Source organism: Streptomyces sp. SirexAA-E (assembly GCF_000177195.2).
GTDB lineage: Bacteria > Actinomycetota > Actinomycetes > Streptomycetales > Streptomycetaceae > Streptomyces > Streptomyces flavovirens.
On record NC_015953.1, the window covers coordinates 2006576 to 2025232 of the forward strand.

The window sequence follows — 18657 nt, forward strand, 5'->3', positions numbered from 1 at the left end:
GACCGCCCGGACGGGCTCCCCTCATCCCCACCGACGAAGGCAGCACCCGTGAACCAGTGCACCGGCTTGCTCTTCCTCCCGCCCCCGGCCTACGTCACCCGGCTGGCCACCCCGGACCGCCCCATGGAGGCCGGGCACGTCCTGTGCGAACTCGGTGAGGGTCACGACGACGACCACGCGGGGGTGCTGTGGGACGACGACGCGAACGACGGCGCGGTATGGGCCCGTTGGGACGGTTACCGCAGATGCCTCGTGGGGCTGCCCTGGTGTACGGCGACCGACGTCGAGGGGGACGCGTGCGGTCTGTTCGCGGGCCACCCCTCGGGGCACAGCTGGGAGGTGGTGGACCCGACCCAGGAGGCGATCCTCGCCCACCTCGTACAGGAACACCCGCACCTGCACCGTGATCAGGACGGGCCGGACTCCCCATGAGGAGGGCGCCGTTGCTCCACCGGTCCCGGCAGAGGGCCCGCCCGGCCACCCCACTCTGCCCTCGTGTCCCTGGCCTGGGCGCCGCCCACCGCGTATGCAGGAAGGGTCGCATCCCCCGCGTCGGAAGAGGCCCCCTTGCGCGTCCCCGAGAACGCCACGCCGGAACGAGCGGCCGAGGGCCACAAGGCCCGCAAGCCGCCGGTCGGATCCCGTACACCGCAACCGGGGCTCCTGCCCCTCCAGAGCACCGTCGGGAACAGCGCGGTCGTGCAGATGGTCCGCCGGGCCGGAGCGTCCACCGGGACACAGGACGGGCACCGGCACGGTGCCGACTGCGGCCGTCCGCCGGCGGGACGGCCCGTACAGCGCACCGCCGCGTCCGGCGTAGGGAAGGCGGGGGCCGCTGTCCAGCGGGCCGGTGGGCACGCGCAGGGCGAGCACATCTTCAACGCACTCGACGACCTGGCCGTGAAGTGCGGCACGACCCTCTCCGACAGAGTCCACAAGCGGATCGAGGACGTCGAGGCCAACCGGGCGGGCCTGACGGGCAGTCAGAAGGTCAGTGCCCCGGTCGCGATGTGGAACGTCGACGTGCACGTGCGGAGTCTGCGGGAGGCGGCGAGCAGGGCGAACGAACTGCGGGACAACGACCGCTTCCGGGCCGCGTCGAGGGGGGAGCCCATGAACGCGAACGGCGAGGACCCCAACTCCATCCGGTACGGGCAGTTCACCACCACGGTCCGGCAGATACTGCGCACCTGCGGCACACCGCAGTGGAACGACGGCGCGGCCCTCCTCGCCCTCAGGGACGACCTGATCGCGACCGTCACCGACCAGACGGCCCGCAGGGTGAAGCGCGACGAAGACCTGCCCCAGAGTGCGCGGGCGGACTTCGACACGTGGTACGACACCACCGAGGCGCAGATGACGGCCCTGTTCACGGAGATCATCGGCATCTCCCGGGCCGTGCACACGGCGCTCGTCGCGACGGTCCACGCCGCCTTCGGCTTCCCGGAGGGGGAGACCGTGCCCGACCGGTACCACGCGATGTAGGGCCGCACCGCCCACGCCGCGCGGCCCGGACCCAGGCCCGGCGTCCGCCTACGCTGTCCCCCGTGAACGAGATGCCGCAGGACCACCGCCCGGCCCGGTCCGTCCGTCTGCTGCTCGCCGAGGACCAGGGCATGATGCGCAGCGCGCTCGCCCTGCTGCTCGGCATGGAGCCGGACTTCGAGGTGGTGGCCCAGGTAGAGGCCGGGGACCGCATCCTGGAGGCGGCGCTCACCTCACGTCCCGATGTGGCGCTGCTGGACATCGAACTCCCGGGACTCAGCGGCCTGGACGCCGCCGCCGAGCTGCGCGAGGAGGTGCCGGACTGCCGGGTGCTGATCCTGACGACGTTCGGCAGGCCGGGCTATCTGCGGCGGGCCATGGAGGCCGGGGCCGTGGGGTTCCTGGTGAAGGACGGGCCGGTCGAGGACCTGGCGAAGGCGGTCCGGCGGGTGCTGGGCGGGGAGACGGTCATCGATCCGGCGCTGGCCGCGGCGGCGCTGGGGGCGGGCCCGAGCCCGCTGACCGCCCGGGAGCGGGACGCGCTGAACGCCGCCGTGGACGGGGCGACGGTCGCGGACATCGCGGCGAAGCTGCACCTGTCGGAGTCGACGGTACGGAACTACCTGTCCTCCGCCATCGGCAAGACGGGGACCCGCAACCGTATGGAGGCGGTGCGGGCCGCCCGTCAGCAGGGCTGGCTCTGAATCCCCGACAGGCTCTCAGCCGGATGGGTCCAGCGACCGAGCCGGGGCCGCGTCCGCACGCTGCTCCGCGTTCCCGCTGCCGCTCCCGTTCCCGCTGCCGCTCCCGTTCCCGCTGCCGACCGAGGGGACCGGGGCGCGGCCCGTCCGCCTCGGCAGCCACACGAGCATCATGACCGCTCCGCCCAGCAGCACCAGCGTGGCCGTGCGGAAGGCCAGGGCGTAACCGGCGGTGATCTCCGCGGCCCCGGTGGAGCCGGCGGTGCGGGCCGCCGCGACCGTGGAGAGCACCGCGAGGCCCAGCGCGCCGCCCATCGTGCGGGAGGTGTTGACCAGGCCCGAGACGAGGCCGGCGTCACCGGGCGCCGCGCCGGAGGTCGCCAGGGTGGCCAGCGGGGTGGAGGCCAGCCCGGCCCCGGCCATCATCAGGACACCGGGCAGGCAGATGGCGGTGAGATACGAGCCGTGGGGGCCCATCGTCGACTGCCAGCCGAAACCGGCGGCGGCGACCAGGACCCCGGTCACCGCGAGGCTCTTGGCGCCGATACGCGCCATCAGCCGGGGCGCGGCCTTCGACCCGAGGACGACGGCGGCGGAGGTCGGCATCAGGGCGAGACCGGCCTCCAGCGGGGTGTAGCCCAGGACGTTCTGCGCGTAGACGGTCATGAAGTACCACATGCAGAAGGTCGCCGAGCCCATCAGCAGCATGGACACGTTGGCCGAGGCCACCGCCCGTACGCCGAGCACCCGCAGTGGCATCAGCGGGGCGGCCGTGCGCGCCTCCACCAGGACGAAGAGTCCGAGCAGGGCCAGTCCGCCGAGCAGTGGCACCAGGGTGTCCGGGGAGCTCCAGCCCGCCGCCTCGGTCTGCACGATGCCGTAGGCGACCGTGGCGAGGCCCGCCGTGACGAGGACCGCGCCCGCGAGGTCGACGCGGCGCCGGTCACCCGCCCGGCCCTCGGCCAGCCACAGGGCGGCGCCGACGAGGACCAGCGCGCCGACGGGCACGTTGATGAGCAGGACCCAGCGCCAGGACAGGACGTCGGTGAGCACGCCACCGATCAGTCCGCCGGCCGCTCCGCCGCCCGCGCCGACCGCCATCCAGGTGCCGATCGCCTTGGTGCGGGCGGGGCCCTCGGGGACAGCGGCGGTCAGGATGGTGAGCGTCGCCGGGGAGAGGACGGCGGCGCCCAGGCCCTGGCCGGCCCGGGCGGCGAGCAGCTGCCAGCCCTCCTGGGCGAGCCCGCCCGCCAGGGACGCGGCGGTGAAGAGGCCGAGCCCGATCAGGAACATCTTCTTGCGGCCGTAGATGTCGGCGGTGCGCCCGCCCAGCAGCATGAATCCGGCGAAGGCGATCGAGTAGGCGTTCACGACCCATTGGAGGCCGGACGCGCTGAGCGCCAGGTCGGTGCGCATCGAGGGCAGGGCCACATTGACGACGGACACATCGAGGACGACGAGGAACTGACCGGTGCAGGCGGCCACGACCACGGCCCAGGTACGGGTTCTCGATCGGGTGGGCAGCGCTGCGGGCGTGGGGACGTCAACCATGGGTGTCATACTCTCAGGCCGTCTGTGCCCCGTACATCCGTTTGAGGCCCCGCCCGGTCTCCGCCCAACGGCGTAGGACCTCTCACCGCCCTCTCCGTGAACCGGCGCGAGTTTCAACCCCGTTCATCGGAATATCGCACTCGTGCGGAAGGTTTCAGTGTGCACACACTTGGTGGTCGGTGCTGTCCGCCAGGGCGCTGCCCCCTGCCCGGCCGCACCCGCCGCCCTTTCCGCCCTTCCCCTGCCCGGAGGCCATACGTATGCAACGGACGACGCACGAACAGCGATCCGGAGACCCTTCCGGCCCGGACAAGGGCCGGAGCTCCGGTGTCGTCCCCGTCCTCGCGTTCGCGGGCATCACCGTCGCGGTGATGCAGACCCTGCTCGTCCCCGTCATCAAGGACCTGCCCGCCCTGCTGGGCACCGATCCGGCCAACGCGACCTGGGTGATGACCGCCACCCTGCTCGCCGGAGCCGTCGCGACCCCGATCATGGGGCGGCTCGGTGACCTGTACGGGAAGCGGCGGATGCTGCTCGCGAGCCTCGCCGTGATGGTGGTCGGTTCGCTGATCTGCGCCTCGACGGACGACCTCGTCGTCATGATCGCCGGGCGGGCGCTCCAGGGCTTCGCCATGGGCGCGATACCGCTGGGCATCGGCATCATGCGTGATGTGCTGCCGCGCGAGAAGCTCGGCTCGGCCATGGCCCTGATGAGCTCCTCGATCGGGGTGGGCGGCGGGCTGGCCCTGCCGGCCGCGGCGCTGGTCGCGCAGCACGCCGACTGGCACGCGCTGTTCCTCGGTTCGGCCGGGCTCGGTGTCCTCGCCATGGGCCTCACCGCCCTCGTCGTCCCCGAATCGGCGCTGCGCGCTCCCGGGCGCTTCGACCTCCCCGGTGCGCTGGGGCTCTCCCTGGGCCTGGTCTGCCTCCTGCTCCCGGTGACCAAGGGCAGCGACTGGGGGTGGACCTCGCCGCTCACGCTCGGGCTGATCGCCGCGTCCCTGGTGATCCTGGTGCTCTGGGGGCTCTTCGAGCTGCGCAGTCCGGCTCCGCTGGTGGACCTGCGGACCAGTGCCCGCCGTGAGGTGCTGCTGACCAACCTCGTCTCGATCATGGTCGGGGTCGCGTTCTACGCGGTGTCGCTGGTGCTGCCGCAGCTGCTCCAGCTGCCCTCCTCGACCGGGTACGGCCTCGGGCAGTCGATGGTGGTGGCGGGGCTGTGCGTGGCGCCGCTGGGTCTGACGATGATGTTCGTGGCCCCGGTGTACGCGCGTCTGTCCGCCCGCCGCGGCCCCAAGACGACCCTGATCCTGGGCATGCTGGTGATCGCCGTCGGTTACGGGGCGGGGCTCGGCCTGATGAGCGCTCCCTGGCAGACCGTGCTGATCGCCGTGATGCTCGGGGCCGGGATCGGGCTGGCGTACTCCTCGCTGCCCGCGCTGATCATCGGCGCCGTCGACGCGTCGGAGACCGGGGCCGCCAACGGCCTCAACACGCTCATGCGGTCGATCGGCACCTCGCTGTCGAGCGCGGTCATCGGCATGGTGCTGGCCAACACCTCGGTGCGGATGGGCTCGGTGAACGTCCCCACCATGGAGGGGTTCCGGACCTCGTTCATGATCGCGACGGGCGCGGTGCTGGTCGGTCTGGTCCTGGCGGCGTTCCTGCCCGCGCCGCGGAAGGAGCGTCCGGTGCTGCTGGCGAGCAGCGCGGAGGACGCCCGCGCCGCCTCGCCGTCCGCGGCGCGGGCGGCCGTCGTCAGCGCGCCGGAGCGTCGAACCGCGGCGTCGTCGTCAGCAGACGGGACACATCCGTCCCCGTAGGGAGCTCCTGCGGCGGGGTGCCGCGGGTGAACAGCCGGGCGGGGCGCGCGCCGTCGACGTGCGCCTCGCCGCCCCGGACCCTCAGCCAGGAGCCCTCGCGCAGTCCGAGGACCGGGACGTCGTTCTCCTCCAGGAATTCGGTGAGCCGCTCCTCGCGGGTCTCGCCCTTGTGGGTGCTGTCCGGGTCCGGGTCGAGGTAGTGCGGGTTGATCTGGAACGGCACCAGGCCCAGCGTCTCGAAGGACGGCGGCTGCACGATGGGCATGTCGTTGGTCGTGCGGAGCGTCGGCGCTGCCATGTTGGTCCCGGCGCTGGCGCCCATGTAGGGCAGCCCGCCGCGTACGGCGTCGCGCACGGCCTCGCGCAGGCCGGTCCGGTACAGGGCGGAGAGTAGCCGGAACGAATTGCCGCCGCCGATGAACACGGCGTCGCTCGCCGCGAGTTCGGCGACGGGGTCGGCGTTCTCCTGGACCCCGCGCACGGTGATGCCGCTCGGCTCCAGCGCGCCGCGGACCCGGGCGGTGTACGTGTCGTGGTCGGCGAGGGCGTACGGGACGAAGGCGAGGCGCGCGCCCGCCGGCAGGAACGACGTGACGGTGTCGAGCGCGTGTTCCAGGTAACCGCGGCCGTACTGGGTGGAGTTGGAGAGCAGCAGCAGATTCACGAGGGTCCCTCGGGTCGGACGGGTCGGACGGGTGTGACGGTTCAGGTGGCGGTGCGGGGGCGTCCCGTGCGGCCTTTCGGCCGCTGGGGCGGGTGGGTGAGCCGCTGCTCCAGCAGCTGCGCGGCGTGGCGGAGGGCGTCGAGCCGGTCCTCGGGCGCCCCGTGGAAGCGGTCCTCGCCGCCGCCGAGGCTGAGACTGCCGTACGGCTCGCGCCCCAGGAACACCGGGACGGCGACGGTCGCGACGCCGGTGTCGTACTCGCCGACCGTGAACGCGTACCCCTGGGCCCTGACCTTCAGGAACTCCTGTTCCAGCAGGTCGGGGTCGGTGACGGTGCGGTCGGTGAAGCGTGCCATGGGGCGGCCCCGGAAGAGCCGGTGGCGCTGGTCGTCGGGCAGGTAGGCGTAGAAGGACTTGCTGGTGGCGCCGGCGTGCGCCGGGTAGAGCTCGCCGACCAGGGGGTAGTACCGCAGCGGCCCGGACTCCCCCTCCTCCGCCGCCACGCAGCGCATGTGGAAGCTGTCCGGGAGGCAGAACAGGACGGTGTCGCCGGTGGCACGGCGCAGCTCCTCCAGGACCGGGGCGGCCAGCAGCTCCAGGGAGCCGGAGCGTTCCCAGAGGCGGCCGAGGCGCAGCACGGCGGGGCCGATGCGGTAGCGGCGGGTGACCGGGTCGGAGACGAGGAATCCGCGGCCCGCGAGCGTGGACAGCAGACGCTGCGCGACCGAGGTGTCCCAGCCGAACTCCTCGGCGACCTCGGTGACGCCCCAGTCGGGCCGGGTCCGCTCGAAGGCGAGCAGCACCAGCAGGGCCCGGTCCACCGTCTGGAGGGCCCCGGCGGGGGTGCGTCGGTCGAGATCGAAGTCGGTCATCGCCATCTCACCATTCAGACCTGAATTGCAAATAACGGGAAACTATTGCGTTCCACGGTAGCGGATCCCGAATGTTGCTCCAGCACCCCGCCCGGCGCTCCCCCGCCGGAGCGCCGGGCGGGTGTCCCGCTCAGGAGAAAGGCCCCCCATGCTGAAGTACGTACTGGACATCGTCGAGCTGCTGGACGATCCGCAGGCCTGCGGTAAGGCGGTCGTCGGGTACCTCGACTCCGTCGCGGGGGCCGAGGGCTCGTCCGCCGAGGTCACCACCGTCACCGGCGAGCGGGGGACGACCGACTTCGTGCTCGTCCGCATCCCGGGCTCCCGGGGGCGCACGGCGGGCGGCGACGCCCGCACACTCGGCGTGGTCGGCCGGCTCGGCGGCGTCGGCGCCCGCCCCGAGGTGACCGGCCTGGTGTCGGACGCCGACGGCGCCGCCGCCTCCCTCGCCGCCGCCGCCAAGCTGCTGGACATGCGCCGCCGGGGCGACGTGCTCCCCGGCGACGTGGTCCTCGCCACGCACATCTGCCCGAACGCCCCGACCGAGCCGCACGACCCGGTGCCGTTCATGGGGTCCCCCGTGGACATCGCCACGATGAACCGGCACGAGGTCACCGGCGAGATGGAGGCCGTGCTCTCCATCGACACCACCAAGGGCAACCGGATCATCAACCACAAGGGCCTCGCCCTGTCGCCCACCGTCAAGGAGGGCTGGGTGCTGCGGGTGTCCGAGCAGCTCGGCGAGCTGCTCGCCGTGGTGACGGGTGAGCCGTTGGTCACGTACCCGGTGACCACCCAGGACATCACCCCGTACGGTAACGGTGCACACCACATCAATTCGATCCTGCAGCCCGCCACCGCGACCGCCGCTCCGGTCGTCGGGCTCGCGGTCACCTCGGCCGCGGCGGTGCCCGGCTGCCAGACGGGCGCGAGCCACGAGACCGACATCGCGTCCGCCGCCCGGTACGCCGTGGAGGTCGCCAAGGCCTTCGGCGCCGGAAACCTGGACTTCCACGACGCGGTGGAGTTCGACAACCTCGTCCAGCGCTACGGGTCCCTGGCTCACCTCCAGACCCTCGGCCGCACACCCCAGGAGTCCTGATGGCATCCGCCCACCGGGCCGACGCCACGGCCCCCGAGGCCAAGAGCATCGGCAGCGACGACTACTCGCTCTCCCGCGTCCCGCGCGACAAGCGCTTCGGTTTCTGGTCGATGCTGCTCCAGTGGCTCGCCCAGTCCGGCTCGATCTCGCAGTTCACGCTCGGCGCCACCATCGGTGTCGGTATGACGTTCGGGGACGCCTTCCTCGCCTTCACGCTCGGCGCGGTGATCCTGGAGGTCGTGATCTTCGCGATCGGTCTGGCCGGGATGCGCGAGGGCCTCGCGACCCCGATGCTGACCCGCTGGGTGGGCTTCGGCCGCAACGGTTCCGCGCTGGTGAGCTTCGTCATCGCGGTCAGCCTCGTCGGCTGGTTCGGCGTCCAGAACACGATCTTCGGCAACAGCGTCTCGGCGCTCGTCGGCGGCCCGTCCTGGATGTGGTGCGTCCTGGCGGGCATCGCCATCACCGCGCTGGTGATCTTCGGCTTCCGGTACATGGCCCTGTTCGCGAAGATCGTCACTCCGCTCTTCTTCGGCATGGTCGCCTGGTCCGTGATCAGCACCCTGAGCGACCACTCGCTCGGCGACCTGATCAGCTCGCCGCCGCCCGGCGAGACGATCCCGCTGGCCGTCGCCGCCACCGCCATCGCGGGCGGCTACATGACCGGCGCCATCGTGTCCCCGGAGATGACCCGCTACAACCGCAAGAGCTCGCACGTCTTCGTGCAGAGCGCCTCCTCGATGATCCTCTCCGAGTACATCGTCGGCATGACCGGTGTGCTGCTCGGCCACCTGGTGAAGTCCAGCGACGTGTCGCACATCGTGCTCTCCACCTCGGGCGCGTTCGGTGTCCTGGTGGTCCTGATGTCCACCGCCAAGATCAACGACTGGAACCTGTACGGCTCCTCGCTCGGCGTCGTCAACTTCTTCCAGGTCGTCTTCGGCCGCCGGCTGCACCGCGGTGTGGTCACCGTGGCCCTCGGGATCGCCGGCACCCTGCTCTCCGCGGTCGGCATCATGACCCACTTCACCGACTTCCTCTCCCTGCTCGGCGTGATGATCCCGCCCATCGGCGGCATCATCGTCGCGGAGTACTGGGTCGTGAAGCGCATGCGCAAGCCGCTGGACGAGACCCGTCAGGCCGAGACCCTGCCGGCGACCTCACCGACCTGGGTGCCGATGTCCCTGGCCATCTGGCTGGTGGCCTTCTGCGTCGGCAAGTTCTACGACGGCGGCATCCCGGCCCTCAACTCGCTGATCACCGCCTTCGTGCTGTACTGCGCGCTCGGCCTGGCGGGCTGGATCAAGCCGTACGGCACCTCCACCCTGGACGACGACGAGGCGTACGCCCCCGCCGCCCCCGCGACCACCCCGGCAGGAGCAGCATGAGCACCACCCCCGCCTCCGAGCAGGCACAGGACGAGGTCGTCGGCCTCTGCGCCGAACTGATCCGCTTCGACACCTCCAACCCGACCAGCGACGAGCGCGAGGCCGCCGACTGGGTGGTGGCCCGTCTCGCCGAGGTCGGCATCGCCTCCGAACTGGTCGAGTCCGCCCCCGGCCGGGCGAGCGTCGTCGCGCGCATAGCGGGCGCCGACCCCGCCCGGGGAGCCCTGCTGGTCCACGGCCACCTCGACGTCGTGCCCGCCGACGCCGCCGAGTGGCAGGTGCCGCCGTTCTCCGGCGAGATCCGCGACGGCTACCTCTGGGGGCGCGGCGCGATCGACATGAAGGACACGGTGGCGGTCATGCTGGCCACCGCCCGGCACTTCGCCCGGACCGGCACGCAGCCGTCCCGTGACGTGGTCCTCGCCTTCCTCGCCGACGAGGAGGCGGGCGGCAAGTTCGGCGCCCACTGGCTGGTCGAGCACCGCCCCGAGCTCTTCGCCGGGGTCACCGAGGCGATCGGCGAGGGCGGCGGCTTCTCCTTCGCGATCGACGACACCCGCCGGCTCTACCCGATCGAGAACGCCCAGCGCGGTATGGCCTGGATGGAGCTGACCGCCACCGGACGGGCCGGCCACGGCTCCTCCCCCAACGACGAGAACGCCGTCACCGACCTCGCCGAGTCCCTCACCCGCATCGGCCGCGCGACCTTCCCGATCCGGCTGATCGAACCGGTCCGCGCCCTGCTCGAAGAGGCCGCGCGGCTCTACGGGGTGGAGTTCGACGAGGACGACATCGAGGGCACCCTGGCCCGGCTGGGCCCGGTCGCGGACTTCATGCAGGTGGTGCTGCGCAACTCCGCCAACCCCACGATGTTCGACGCCGGCTACCAGACCAACGTCATCCCCGGGAAGGCCACCGCCCGCGTGGACGGACGCTTCCTGCCGGGCCACGAGCAGGAGCTCGTCGACACGATCGACGCGCTGCTGCTCCCGTCCGTCAGCCGGGCGTGGGTCAACCACGACATCGCCATGGAGACGACGTTCGACGGCCCGCTCGTCGAGGCGATGTGCGAGGCGGTCCGCGCCGAGGACCCGGACGGCCACCCGGTGCCGTACTGCAACCCCGGCGGCACCGACGCCAAGGCCTTCACCCACCTGGGCATCCGCTGCTTCGGCTTCAAGGGGCTGAAGCTGCCGCACGACCTGGACTACGGCCGTCTCTTCCACGGCGTGGACGAGCGCGTCCCCCTGGAGGGCCTGCGCTTCGGCGTCCGCGTCATGACCCGACTCTGGCAGAGCTGCTGACCTGACCCGGCAGCTCCGTCAGGGGCCCCGCCCCGACCCGGGCCCACCCCTCCGTACGCCCCCGCCGACCCCTGTCGCGGGGGCGTACGGCACCATGGGACGCCGTCCGAGCACACCGCCCCACCAGGAGGAACCCCGTGGCCGCCGAGTCCCCCGCCCGTCCCGAGCCGGAGGTACTCGCCGCCTTCGAGGCCGCCAAGGGCTTCATGCCGGTGCGCGAGGGGCTCGCCCTGTACGCCGCCGCCGCCGAGGCCGCCGCCCTCGGGCTCCCGCTGCTGGAGGTCGGCACCTACTGCGGGCGGTCCACGGTCCTGCTGGCGGCCGCCGCCCGCGCCGCCGGGGTCACCGCCCTCACCGTCGACCACCACCGGGGCAGCGAGGAGCAGCAGCCCGGCTGGGAGTACCACGACCCGTCCGTGGCGGACCCGGAGCTCGGCCTGATGGACACCCTGCCCACCTTCCGCCGGACCCTGCACCGGGCGGGCCTGGAGCAGCACGTGGTGGCGCTCGTGGGGCGCTCCCCGCAGGTGGCGGCCGTCTGGGGTGGGCGTCTCGGCTTCGTCTTCGTCGACGGCGGGCACACCGACGAGCACGCGACGGGCGACTACGAGGGCTGGGCCCCGAAGGTCGCCGACGGCGGTCTGCTGGCCGTCCACGACGTCTTCCCCGACCCGGCGGACGGCGGCCAGGCCCCGTACCGGATCTACCGACGCGCCCTGGAGTCGGGGGCGTTCACCGAGGTCTCGGTGACGGACTCGCTGCGCGTACTGCGGCGTACGGGGACGGGGATCTGAGGTCCGCGGATAGCATCACGGCGTGCGTGACGACGACAGCCCTCCCCCCACCTTCCGTGCGCCCGCGCGCCGCCGTCCCGTGGCCGCCGCCGTGGTGCTGGCGGCCCTCTGCCTGACGGCGGCGGGCTGCGGCTCCGGCGGTGCGGCGCCGCAGGCCGGCCCGCCCGCGTCCGACGGCGCGTCCGCCTCGCCCCGGGAGCCGTCCCCCTCCGCGAGCCTGTCCGGGAATCCGTCCCCGGCGCCCTCCTCGGCGGCACCGCCGCCCAAGGGGCCGCTCACCGGCCGGACCGTGGTGATCGACCCCGGCCACAATCCGCGCAACCGCGACCACACCCGGGAGATCAACGCCCAGGTGGACATGGGCAACGGGCGCAAGGAGTGCGACACCACCGGCACGGCCACCGACTCCGGTTACGCGGAGGCCCGGTTCACCCTCGACGTGTCCCGCCGGCTGCGGACGCTGCTGGAGGCCGAGGGGGCGAAGGTCCGCCTCACCCAGGACGACGACCGGCCGTTCGGGCCGTGCGTGGACGAGCGGGCCCGGATCGGCAACGAGGCGCACGCCGACGCCGTCGTATCGGTGCACGCGGACGGATCCGCGGTGGGCAACCGCGGCTTCCACGTCATCCTGCCCGCCGAGGTGCGCGGCGGCGGGGCGGACACCTCGCGGATCGTGGCACCCTCGCGCGACCTCGGCGAACGGATCGCCGGGAATTTCCTGCGCACGACCGGAAGCGCGCCCTCCAATTACATCGGCGGCAATACCGGACTGGACACCCGCGACGATCTCGGCGGACTGAATCTGTCGACCGTGCCCAAAGTCTTCATCGAATGCGGCAATATGCGTGACCCGAAGGACGCCGCCCTCCTGATGAGCGAGGACTGGCGTCAACGGGCCGCCACCGGTATCGCCGACGGTATCGGCAGCTACCTCAAGCGGTAGACGCGGTGTGACGGTGGTGAGTTCACGGGGTGGAGGGCCTTCCCCTCCACGGCGTACGAGGTCCGGGCAGGCATACAACCCGCCCGGGCAGACGATAGATTCATCCGTACGATGGGGAGCCGCCCCCGAGCTTCGCGCCGTACCCGCCGTTCAGGCGGCATCGACGACCGCCCCGACGAGACGACCGACTAAGGACCTTCACGTGAATATCCGCTCCCTCACTCGAGGCGACGGCGTGGTGATCGGAGCAGCGGTCGTGCTGTTCATCGCCTCTTTCCTCGACCTCTTCGGCGTCGACTGCCCCAAGGGCATCGACTGCTCCGGCTACAGCTCGAACGCCTGGGATTCGCTCTCGCTGCTGATGAGCATCTACCTGGCGGGCATCATCGGCGCGGCGCTGGTGATCGTGAGCCGCGCGATGCCGGGTCGCAAGGTCGCGGGGCTCGACATCGCCCAGTTCGGTGCCGCGTTCACGGTGTTCGCGCTCTGGACCATGTTCTGGACGATCATCGACGCCAGCAACGCCGGCGCCGGCCTGATCCTCGGACTCCTCGCGACCATCGTGCTGGCCGCCGGCGCGGTGGGCGCCCCGCTGGTCCCGGCGCTCAAGGCCCCGCTCATGGGCGCCCCGCGCCCGGCGCAGCCCGCACAGCCGCAGTTCGGCGCCCAGCCCGGCCAGGGCTACGGCTACCCGGGTGCCCCGCAGCCCCAGGGCTACGGCTACCCCGGTGCCCAGCAGCAGCCCTACGGCGCGCACCAGGCCCAGCCGGACGCCGCCGCCCAGCAGGCGGCGCCGCAGGCCCCGCAGTCCGGCGGCGCGCCTGCCGGTGACTTCACCCCGTTCTGGTTCGCGGTGCCGGTGGCCCGCCCGCTGTACGGCGAGGACGGCGCCCCGACGCCGATCGCCGAACTCGCCCCGGGTACCTGGTACCTGGCGGTCGAGCAGCGCGGCTCCGGGCTCATCGCCCAGACCCAGGACGGCCGTCGGGGTGTCCTCCAGGACACGACGGGCATCCAGCGCGGCTGACCCGCCCCGCACCACAGTGGCCCCTGGCCCCGACGACCTGTCGGGGCCAGGGGCCACTGTGGTGGGCCGCCCCCTTCGTACGCGCCGGTGGCGGCTCAGCCGAACGAGGACCGCTCCAGCCAGAGGTCCAGCAGCCCCCGGTCGCCCAGGACGTGAAGTCCCCCTCGTCGGGCGTCATCCGGCGGTTGAACGCCAGCATGAGCGAGGTCGGCGGACCGCGCAGGGCGACGGTGGTCTTCTCGTGGGCCCGGCGCCAGGTGAACGCGTCCTCAGCGAACTCGATCAGCCACTCCGCCCCCCGGCACGTCGGTGGCGTGCAGGTGCAAGGACCTCCCGCCACCGCGCGGTTCGGCCGCCTCCGGGTCACCTCCGGCCTGCGCGAAGGCCACGATCCGGAGCCATTCGGTGACGGTGTCGGCGGCGAGGTCGGGAGCCACCTCGTAGGCGGCGCCCGTGGCGAGGGCGGCGTCGGCGCGGTGGACGACGGTCTCGTGGCGCGGTCGCGGACCAGCTCACCGGCGCAAGCAAGGTCATGGCCGCACCCCAGGCACGGGCCGGGCGGTGTCCACCCGAACGGGCCGCCTCTGGAGCGGCCCGAGCCACCGGGCGGGTTTCACCCCCCGTGGAGCGGCAACCCGGAACACATGTCCTACAGATCAGGCACGGGAAGCAGCACCGCAGCACGCGCCATAGCCGTCATCGCGGACGTCATGGCCTTCATCCTCATCGCGTGGATCCTGATGTACCTGCTCGACGCCAACCGGGGCAACGAACTGGTGCAGTTCGTCCACGACGCGGCCAACTGGCTGGCCGGCTGGTCGTACGACCTGTTCACCTTCGACGAGGCGTGGGCGCGGGTGGTGGCCGGGTACGGTCTGGCCGCCGTCGTCTACCTCTTCGTCGGGCACGCCGTCGCCGGCCGGATCCGCCGCTGAGCGGACGTACGGTCAGCGGCAGCAGTCGGGTTCCAGCCCGGTCGGCAGCCGTTCGCCGCTGAAGACCGCGGTGGTCGCCTCGTCGCCGCCGAGCGCGGCCACCGCGAGCAGCAGCGAGCCCGCCGTCCAGGTGGTGAGTTCCTGCGGCCAGAAGGCCCGCTCGCCCTCGAAGACGTATCCCGTCCAGTACAGGCCGCCCTCGGCGCGCAGGTGCTGGACGGACTGGAGGATCTCCAGGGCCCGGTCGGACTCCCCGGTCACCCAGAGCGCCAGGGCCAGTTCGCAGCTCTCGCCGCCGGTCACCCAGGGATTGGGCAGGACGCAGCGCACACCGAGGCCGGGGACCACGAAGCGGTCCCAGCCCTCCTCGATCCGTGCGGTGGCCTCGGGCCCGTCGAGCGCACCGCCGAGGACCGGGTAGTACCAGTCCATCGAGTAGCGGCTCTTGTCCAGGAAGCGTTCCGGGTGGCGGCGGATCGCGTGGCCGAGCGCACCGGCCGCCAGCTCCCAGTCGGGCTGCGGCTCCTCGCGCTGCTCGGCGAGCGCCAGCGCGCAGCGCAGCGCCTGGTACACCGAGGAGCAGCCGGTCAGCAGGGCGTCGGTGACGGGTGTGCCGTCGGCCTCCCGCTTCCAGCCGATCTGGCCTCCGGGCTGCTGGAGCCGGAGCACGAACTCGACGGCGGCGTAGACCGTGGGCCACATCCGGTCGACGAACGCGTCGTCGCCGGTGGCCAGGTAGTGGTGCCAGACGCCGACGGCCACGTAGGCGCAGAAGTTGGTCTCGCGGCCCAGGTCGGTGGGCTGCTCGTGGTCACCGTCCTGGTAGGCCGCGTACCAGGAGCCGTCGCCGTTCTGGTGGCGGGCGAGCCAGTCGTAGGCGCGGGCGGCGGCCTCGTGCTCGCCGGCGGCGTCGAGGGCCATCGCCGCCTCGGTGTGGTCCCACGGGTCGAGGTGGTGGCCGCGGAACCACGGCAGCGCCCCGTCCGGGCGCTGCACGGCCAGCAGCGCGGCGACGGTCTCGGTGGCCTGCTCGGCGGTGAGGACTCCGGGCAGGACGAGGTGTTCGGTCCGCTCGGGTGTGCTCACGCCTCGGCCTTCGGAAGGTGCGGCTTGGTCGCGTAGGCCACGAAGCTCTTGCCGACGACCGGGTTGAGGAGCTGTTCGGCGACCCGGGTGGCCAGGGGCTTCTTCATGATGTCCCAGACCAGCAGCTTGTGGTAGGCGCGCACCGGGAGCGCCTTGTCGTTGTCCACGCCGAAGGCGCACTTGAGCCACCAGTAGGGGCTGTGCAGCGCGTGCGCGTGGTGGGTGCCGTAGGGCTTGAGCCCGGCTCCGCGGATCTTGCCGAGCAGTTCGTCGGCCTTGTAGATCCGGATGTGCCCGCCCTCGACCTCGTGGTACGCGTCGGAGAGCGTCCAGCAGACCTTCTCGGGACCGTAGCGGGGCACGGTGATCGCGATCCGGCCGCCGGGCTTGAGGACACGGACCATCTCGGCGAGGACGCCCTTGTCGTCGGGGATGTGCTCCATCACCTCGGAGATGATCACGACGTCGAAGGAGGCGTCGGGGAACGGCAGGTTGAGCGCGTCGCCCTCCATCGCGGTGGCGGTGGCGCCCGCGGGGGCCTCCCCGGCCTCCTTCATGGCGGCGAACCACTTCGCGACCTCGCGGATCTCCTCGCCGTTCTGGTCGAGCGCCACGACCTGGGCGCCGCGCCGGTAGCACTCGAAGGCGTGGCGTCCGGCGCCGCAGCCCAGGTCGAGCACCCGGTCGCCTGCGGCGAGCGGGAAGCGGGTGAAGTCGACGGTCAGCACGGGTGCCTGCCTTCGATGTCGGGGGTGGGGGTTGCGGGAGCCACGGCAGGAGAGGTCACCTGTGCGCGGCGCGGGCGGCGATCGCCTGACGGTACAGCTCGGCGGTACCGGCAGCGGCCCTGGCCCAGGTGAAGTTGGCCAGCACCCTCGCCCGGCCGGCGGCGCCGAGGCGGGCGCGCAGTTCGCCGTCGCCGAGCAGTCGGCCGAGGGCGGCCGCGAGGGCGTCCGCGTCACCGGGCGGCACGGCCAGGCACGCCTCGCCGTCGGGGCCGGTGACCTCGGGGATCGCGCCGCCGGTGGTGGCCACCAGCGGGGTCCCGGTGGCCATGGCCTCGGCGGCGGGCAGCGAGAACCCCTCGTACAGCGAGGGCACGCAGGAGACCTGGGCGCTGCGGACCAGGTCGACGAGCTCGGCGTCGCTGATGCCCTTGACGAACCGGACGGCGTCCTGGAGGCCGTGGCGCTCGATGGCCTGGGCGACGGGGCCGTCCTCGGCCCTCTTGCCGACGACCACGAGGTGCGTGTCCGGGTTCTCCGTACGGAGCTTGGCGAGCGCGTCCACGAGGTGGACGAGGCCCTTGAGCGGTACGTCGGCGCTGGAGGTGGTGACGATCCGGCCGGGCACCTCGGCGACCGAGGGGTCGGGCGACCAGAGATCGGTGTCGGCCCCGATGTGGACGACCTGGATGCGGTCCCGGCGCACCCCGAGGTGCTCGACGATCTCCGCCTGCGAGGAACCGGAGACGGTGAGGACGGACGGCAGCCGGCGGGCGACGCGCTTCTGCATGCGGGTGAAGGCGTACCAGCGGCGTACGGACAGCCGGCGGCGCCGGGAGTCGGCGGCCTCCAGGTCCAGGCGGCGGTCGACGGTGATGGGGTGGTGGATCGTGGTGACGAGCGGGGCGCCGAGGTCCCCCAGCAGGCCGTAACCGAGCGTCTGGTTGTCGTGCACGACGTCGAAGTCACCGCGCCGCGCCCGGAGATGACGGCGGGCCCGCAGGCTGAAGGTGAGCGGCTCGGGGAATCCGCCGGTCCACATGGTGGCGACCTCGGCGGCGTCGATCCAGTCGCGGTACTCGCCGCGCCCGGGGGTACGGAACGGGTCCGGCTGCCGGTACAGGTCGAGGCTGGGCAGCTCGGTGAGCGGTACGCCCTCGTCGAGCACGGGGTAGGGCTGCGCGCCGATCACCTCGACCTGGTGGCCGAGCCGGGCGAGTTCGCGGCCGAGGTGGCGCACATAGACGCCCTGGCCGCCGCAGAAGGGGTTGCCCTTGTAGGTCAGCAGCGCGATGCGCAACGGCCGGTCACCCTCGGTGTCCGACGCGCCGCCGCCCGCGAGGGGGCCGGACTCTATGGCCTCAGCGGTCACACTCGGTCCCCTTCTCACTGCGGTATTCGCCGGAGCGTAACCGGTCGCGCTAATCTAGAACAAGTTTCAGACATGTCAGTTCAGCAACCACCGAATCTACCGGCAGGTAGCGTCGGTGTGACGGCCGGATCAGGTGATTCACGCCACGGCGGGCGGGCGGTCCGGCGGACCGCGCACCGCCGGCCGGCCCCGGGGGGACGAGGAACCGGTTCCCGTCTCCCGGCCGTGGCCCGGAGAAAGGCCTTGGATGGGAGAGATGGCAGCGGAACCCAGACCGACGGCGCCCGCCCTGACGGAGCGCCAGGAGGCCCGCCGCCGCCGCATCCTGCACGCCGGTGCCCAACTCGCCGGGCGGGGCGGTTTCGAGGCGGTGCAGATGCGCGAGGTGGCGGACGCCGCCGGCGTCGCCCTGGGCACGCTGTACCGCTACTTCCCCTCCAAGGTCCATCTGCTGGTGGCCCTGATGCAGGAACAGCTCCAGCATCTGCACACCGCGCTGCGCAGGCGTCCGCCCGCCGCGGACGACCCCGCCCAGCGGGTCGCCGAGACGCTGATGCGCGCCTTCCGGGCACTCCAGCGCGACCCGCTCCTGGCGGACGCCATGGTGCGCGCGCTGACCTTCGCCGACCGCGGGGTGAGCCCGGAGGTGGACGCCGTCTCACGGCTGACGACGGCGATCGTCCTGGACGCGATGGGGCTGGAGGAGCCCACGCAGGGGCAGCTGGCCGTGGTCCGCGTCATCGAACACACCTGGCACTCCGCGCTGATCACCTGGCTGTCGGGCCGCGAGTCGATCGCCCAGGTGCGGCGGGACATCGACACGGTGTGCCGCCTGATCGACCTCCCGGAGCCGTGACCGGCGGCGGGCGGCGGGCCGCGCTCCCG

At 72.5% G+C, this 18657-nt stretch carries 18 protein-coding genes and 1 pseudogene; 12 read left to right on the forward strand and 7 right to left on the reverse strand.

What is annotated here, in order from left to right:
• Positions 1 to 48 precede the first annotated feature (48 nt).
• From SACTE_RS08850 to SACTE_RS08860, 3 genes are all read left to right on the forward strand, one after another.
• Entirely contained in the window at positions 49 to 432 is a 384-nt protein-coding gene (locus SACTE_RS08850; protein ID WP_014045694.1) for a hypothetical protein, read from the forward strand.
• Between the two features lie 135 nt (positions 433 to 567).
• A complete protein-coding gene (locus tag SACTE_RS08855; RefSeq protein WP_014045695.1) occupies positions 568 to 1485 on the forward strand; it encodes a hypothetical protein in 918 nt (305 codons plus the stop codon).
• 71 nt (positions 1486 to 1556) lie between these two features.
• Positions 1557 to 2189, forward strand: coding sequence for a response regulator transcription factor (locus tag SACTE_RS08860; protein WP_014045696.1), 633 nt, complete (start codon positions 1557 to 1559; stop codon positions 2187 to 2189).
• Positions 2190 to 2204: 15 nt separating this feature from the next.
• Here SACTE_RS08860 and SACTE_RS08865 read toward each other — a convergent pair whose 3' ends face one another.
• Positions 2205 to 3746, reverse strand: a complete 1542-nt coding sequence (locus SACTE_RS08865; protein ID WP_086021263.1) for an MFS transporter — start codon at positions 3744 to 3746, stop codon at positions 2205 to 2207.
• A gap of 251 nt (positions 3747 to 3997) precedes the next feature.
• Between SACTE_RS08865 and SACTE_RS08870 the strand changes: the two genes are divergently transcribed.
• Positions 3998 to 5560, forward strand: coding sequence for an MFS transporter (locus SACTE_RS08870; protein WP_014045698.1), 1563 nt, complete (start codon positions 3998 to 4000; stop codon positions 5558 to 5560).
• Here SACTE_RS08870 and pepE read toward each other — a convergent pair.
• Positions 5496 to 6224, reverse strand: a complete 729-nt coding sequence (pepE, locus tag SACTE_RS08875; protein ID WP_014045699.1) for a dipeptidase PepE — start codon at positions 6222 to 6224, stop codon at positions 5496 to 5498. The two genes, SACTE_RS08870 and pepE, sit on opposite strands and share 65 nt — an antisense overlap.
• Before the next feature lie 41 nt (positions 6225 to 6265).
• Complete coding sequence (locus tag SACTE_RS08880) at positions 6266 to 7096, reverse strand: IclR family transcriptional regulator (RefSeq protein WP_014045700.1); 831 nt, start codon at positions 7094 to 7096, stop codon at positions 6266 to 6268.
• Positions 7097 to 7244: 148 nt separating this feature from the next.
• Between SACTE_RS08880 and SACTE_RS08885 the strand changes: the two genes are divergently transcribed.
• From SACTE_RS08885 to SACTE_RS08910, 6 genes are all read left to right on the forward strand, one after another.
• Positions 7245 to 8198 carry a DUF1177 domain-containing protein gene (locus tag SACTE_RS08885; RefSeq protein ID WP_014045701.1) on the forward strand — a complete coding sequence of 318 codons (954 nt, stop codon included), beginning with the start codon at positions 7245 to 7247 and terminating at the stop codon, positions 8196 to 8198.
• On the forward strand, positions 8198 to 9586 hold the full coding sequence (locus SACTE_RS08890; RefSeq protein WP_014045702.1) for a cytosine permease: 1389 nt from the start codon (positions 8198 to 8200) through the stop codon (positions 9584 to 9586). Before SACTE_RS08885 ends, SACTE_RS08890 begins: the two co-directional genes overlap by 1 nt.
• On the forward strand, positions 9583 to 10890 hold the full coding sequence (locus SACTE_RS08895) for a M20/M25/M40 family metallo-hydrolase (protein WP_014045703.1): 1308 nt from the start codon (positions 9583 to 9585) through the stop codon (positions 10888 to 10890). The genes SACTE_RS08890 and SACTE_RS08895 overlap by 4 nt, the downstream gene beginning before the upstream one ends.
• A 137-nt stretch (positions 10891 to 11027) precedes the next feature.
• A complete protein-coding gene (locus SACTE_RS08900) occupies positions 11028 to 11684 on the forward strand; it encodes a class I SAM-dependent methyltransferase (RefSeq protein WP_014045704.1) in 657 nt (218 codons plus the stop codon).
• A gap of 22 nt (positions 11685 to 11706) precedes the next feature.
• Positions 11707 to 12627: an N-acetylmuramoyl-L-alanine amidase gene (locus tag SACTE_RS08905; protein ID WP_014045705.1), complete on the forward strand. Its 921-nt coding sequence runs from the start codon at positions 11707 to 11709 to the stop codon at positions 12625 to 12627.
• A gap of 202 nt (positions 12628 to 12829) precedes the next feature.
• A complete protein-coding gene (locus SACTE_RS08910) occupies positions 12830 to 13654 on the forward strand; it encodes a DUF5336 domain-containing protein (RefSeq protein ID WP_014045706.1) in 825 nt (274 codons plus the stop codon).
• A gap of 95 nt (positions 13655 to 13749) precedes the next feature.
• On the opposite strand, the pseudogene SACTE_RS34915 reads toward SACTE_RS08910, so the two are convergent.
• Positions 13750 to 14148 (reverse strand): annotated as a pseudogene (locus SACTE_RS34915) (hypothetical protein); the annotation flags it as partial.
• A 150-nt stretch (positions 14149 to 14298) separates the two neighbouring features.
• On the opposite strand from SACTE_RS34915, the gene SACTE_RS08915 reads away from it, so the two are divergent.
• Positions 14299 to 14589: a hypothetical protein gene (locus SACTE_RS08915; RefSeq protein ID WP_014045707.1), complete on the forward strand. Its 291-nt coding sequence runs from the start codon at positions 14299 to 14301 to the stop codon at positions 14587 to 14589.
• Positions 14590 to 14601: 12 nt separating this feature from the next.
• On the opposite strand, the gene SACTE_RS08920 is transcribed toward SACTE_RS08915, so the two are convergent.
• From SACTE_RS08920 to SACTE_RS08930, 3 genes are read right to left on the reverse strand one after another with little or no spacing between them, the layout of a single operon-like run.
• Positions 14602 to 15675: a prenyltransferase/squalene oxidase repeat-containing protein gene (locus SACTE_RS08920; protein WP_014045708.1), complete on the reverse strand. Its 1074-nt coding sequence runs from the start codon at positions 15673 to 15675 to the stop codon at positions 14602 to 14604.
• Positions 15672 to 16403, reverse strand: a complete 732-nt coding sequence (locus SACTE_RS08925; RefSeq protein WP_014045709.1) for a class I SAM-dependent methyltransferase — start codon at positions 16401 to 16403, stop codon at positions 15672 to 15674. Before SACTE_RS08925 ends, SACTE_RS08920 begins: the two co-directional genes overlap by 4 nt.
• A 55-nt stretch (positions 16404 to 16458) precedes the next feature.
• Positions 16459 to 17772, reverse strand: coding sequence for a glycosyltransferase family 4 protein (locus SACTE_RS08930; RefSeq protein WP_014045710.1), 1314 nt, complete (start codon positions 17770 to 17772; stop codon positions 16459 to 16461).
• A gap of 256 nt (positions 17773 to 18028) precedes the next feature.
• Here SACTE_RS08930 and SACTE_RS08935 point away from each other — a divergent pair, with 256 nt between their 5' ends.
• Positions 18029 to 18628 (forward strand): TetR family transcriptional regulator, encoded by a 600-nt coding sequence (locus tag SACTE_RS08935; protein ID WP_026359004.1) that lies wholly within the window; start codon positions 18029 to 18031, stop codon positions 18626 to 18628.
• Positions 18629 to 18657 lie beyond the last annotated feature (29 nt).

Bases quoted from the DNA above. Each gene is read 5' to 3' on its own strand.
- SACTE_RS08860 (WP_014045696.1), top strand. From the start codon at position 1,557: ATGCCGCAGGACCACCGCCCGGCCCGGTCCGTCCGTCTGCTGCTCGCC.
- SACTE_RS08865 (WP_086021263.1), bottom strand. From the start codon at position 3,746: ATGACACCCATGGTTGACGTCCCCACGCCCGCAGCGCTGCCCACCCGA.
- SACTE_RS08870 (WP_014045698.1), top strand. From the start codon at position 3,998: ATGCAACGGACGACGCACGAACAGCGATCCGGAGACCCTTCCGGCCCG.
- SACTE_RS08880 (WP_014045700.1), bottom strand. From the start codon at position 7,096: ATGACCGACTTCGATCTCGACCGACGCACCCCCGCCGGGGCCCTCCAG.
- SACTE_RS08885 (WP_014045701.1), top strand. From the start codon at position 7,245: ATGCTGAAGTACGTACTGGACATCGTCGAGCTGCTGGACGATCCGCAG.
- SACTE_RS08890 (WP_014045702.1), top strand. From the start codon at position 8,198: ATGGCATCCGCCCACCGGGCCGACGCCACGGCCCCCGAGGCCAAGAGC.
- SACTE_RS08895 (WP_014045703.1), top strand. From the start codon at position 9,583: ATGAGCACCACCCCCGCCTCCGAGCAGGCACAGGACGAGGTCGTCGGC.
- SACTE_RS08915 (WP_014045707.1), top strand. From the start codon at position 14,299: ATGTCCTACAGATCAGGCACGGGAAGCAGCACCGCAGCACGCGCCATA.
- SACTE_RS08935 (WP_026359004.1), top strand. From the start codon at position 18,029: ATGGCAGCGGAACCCAGACCGACGGCGCCCGCCCTGACGGAGCGCCAG.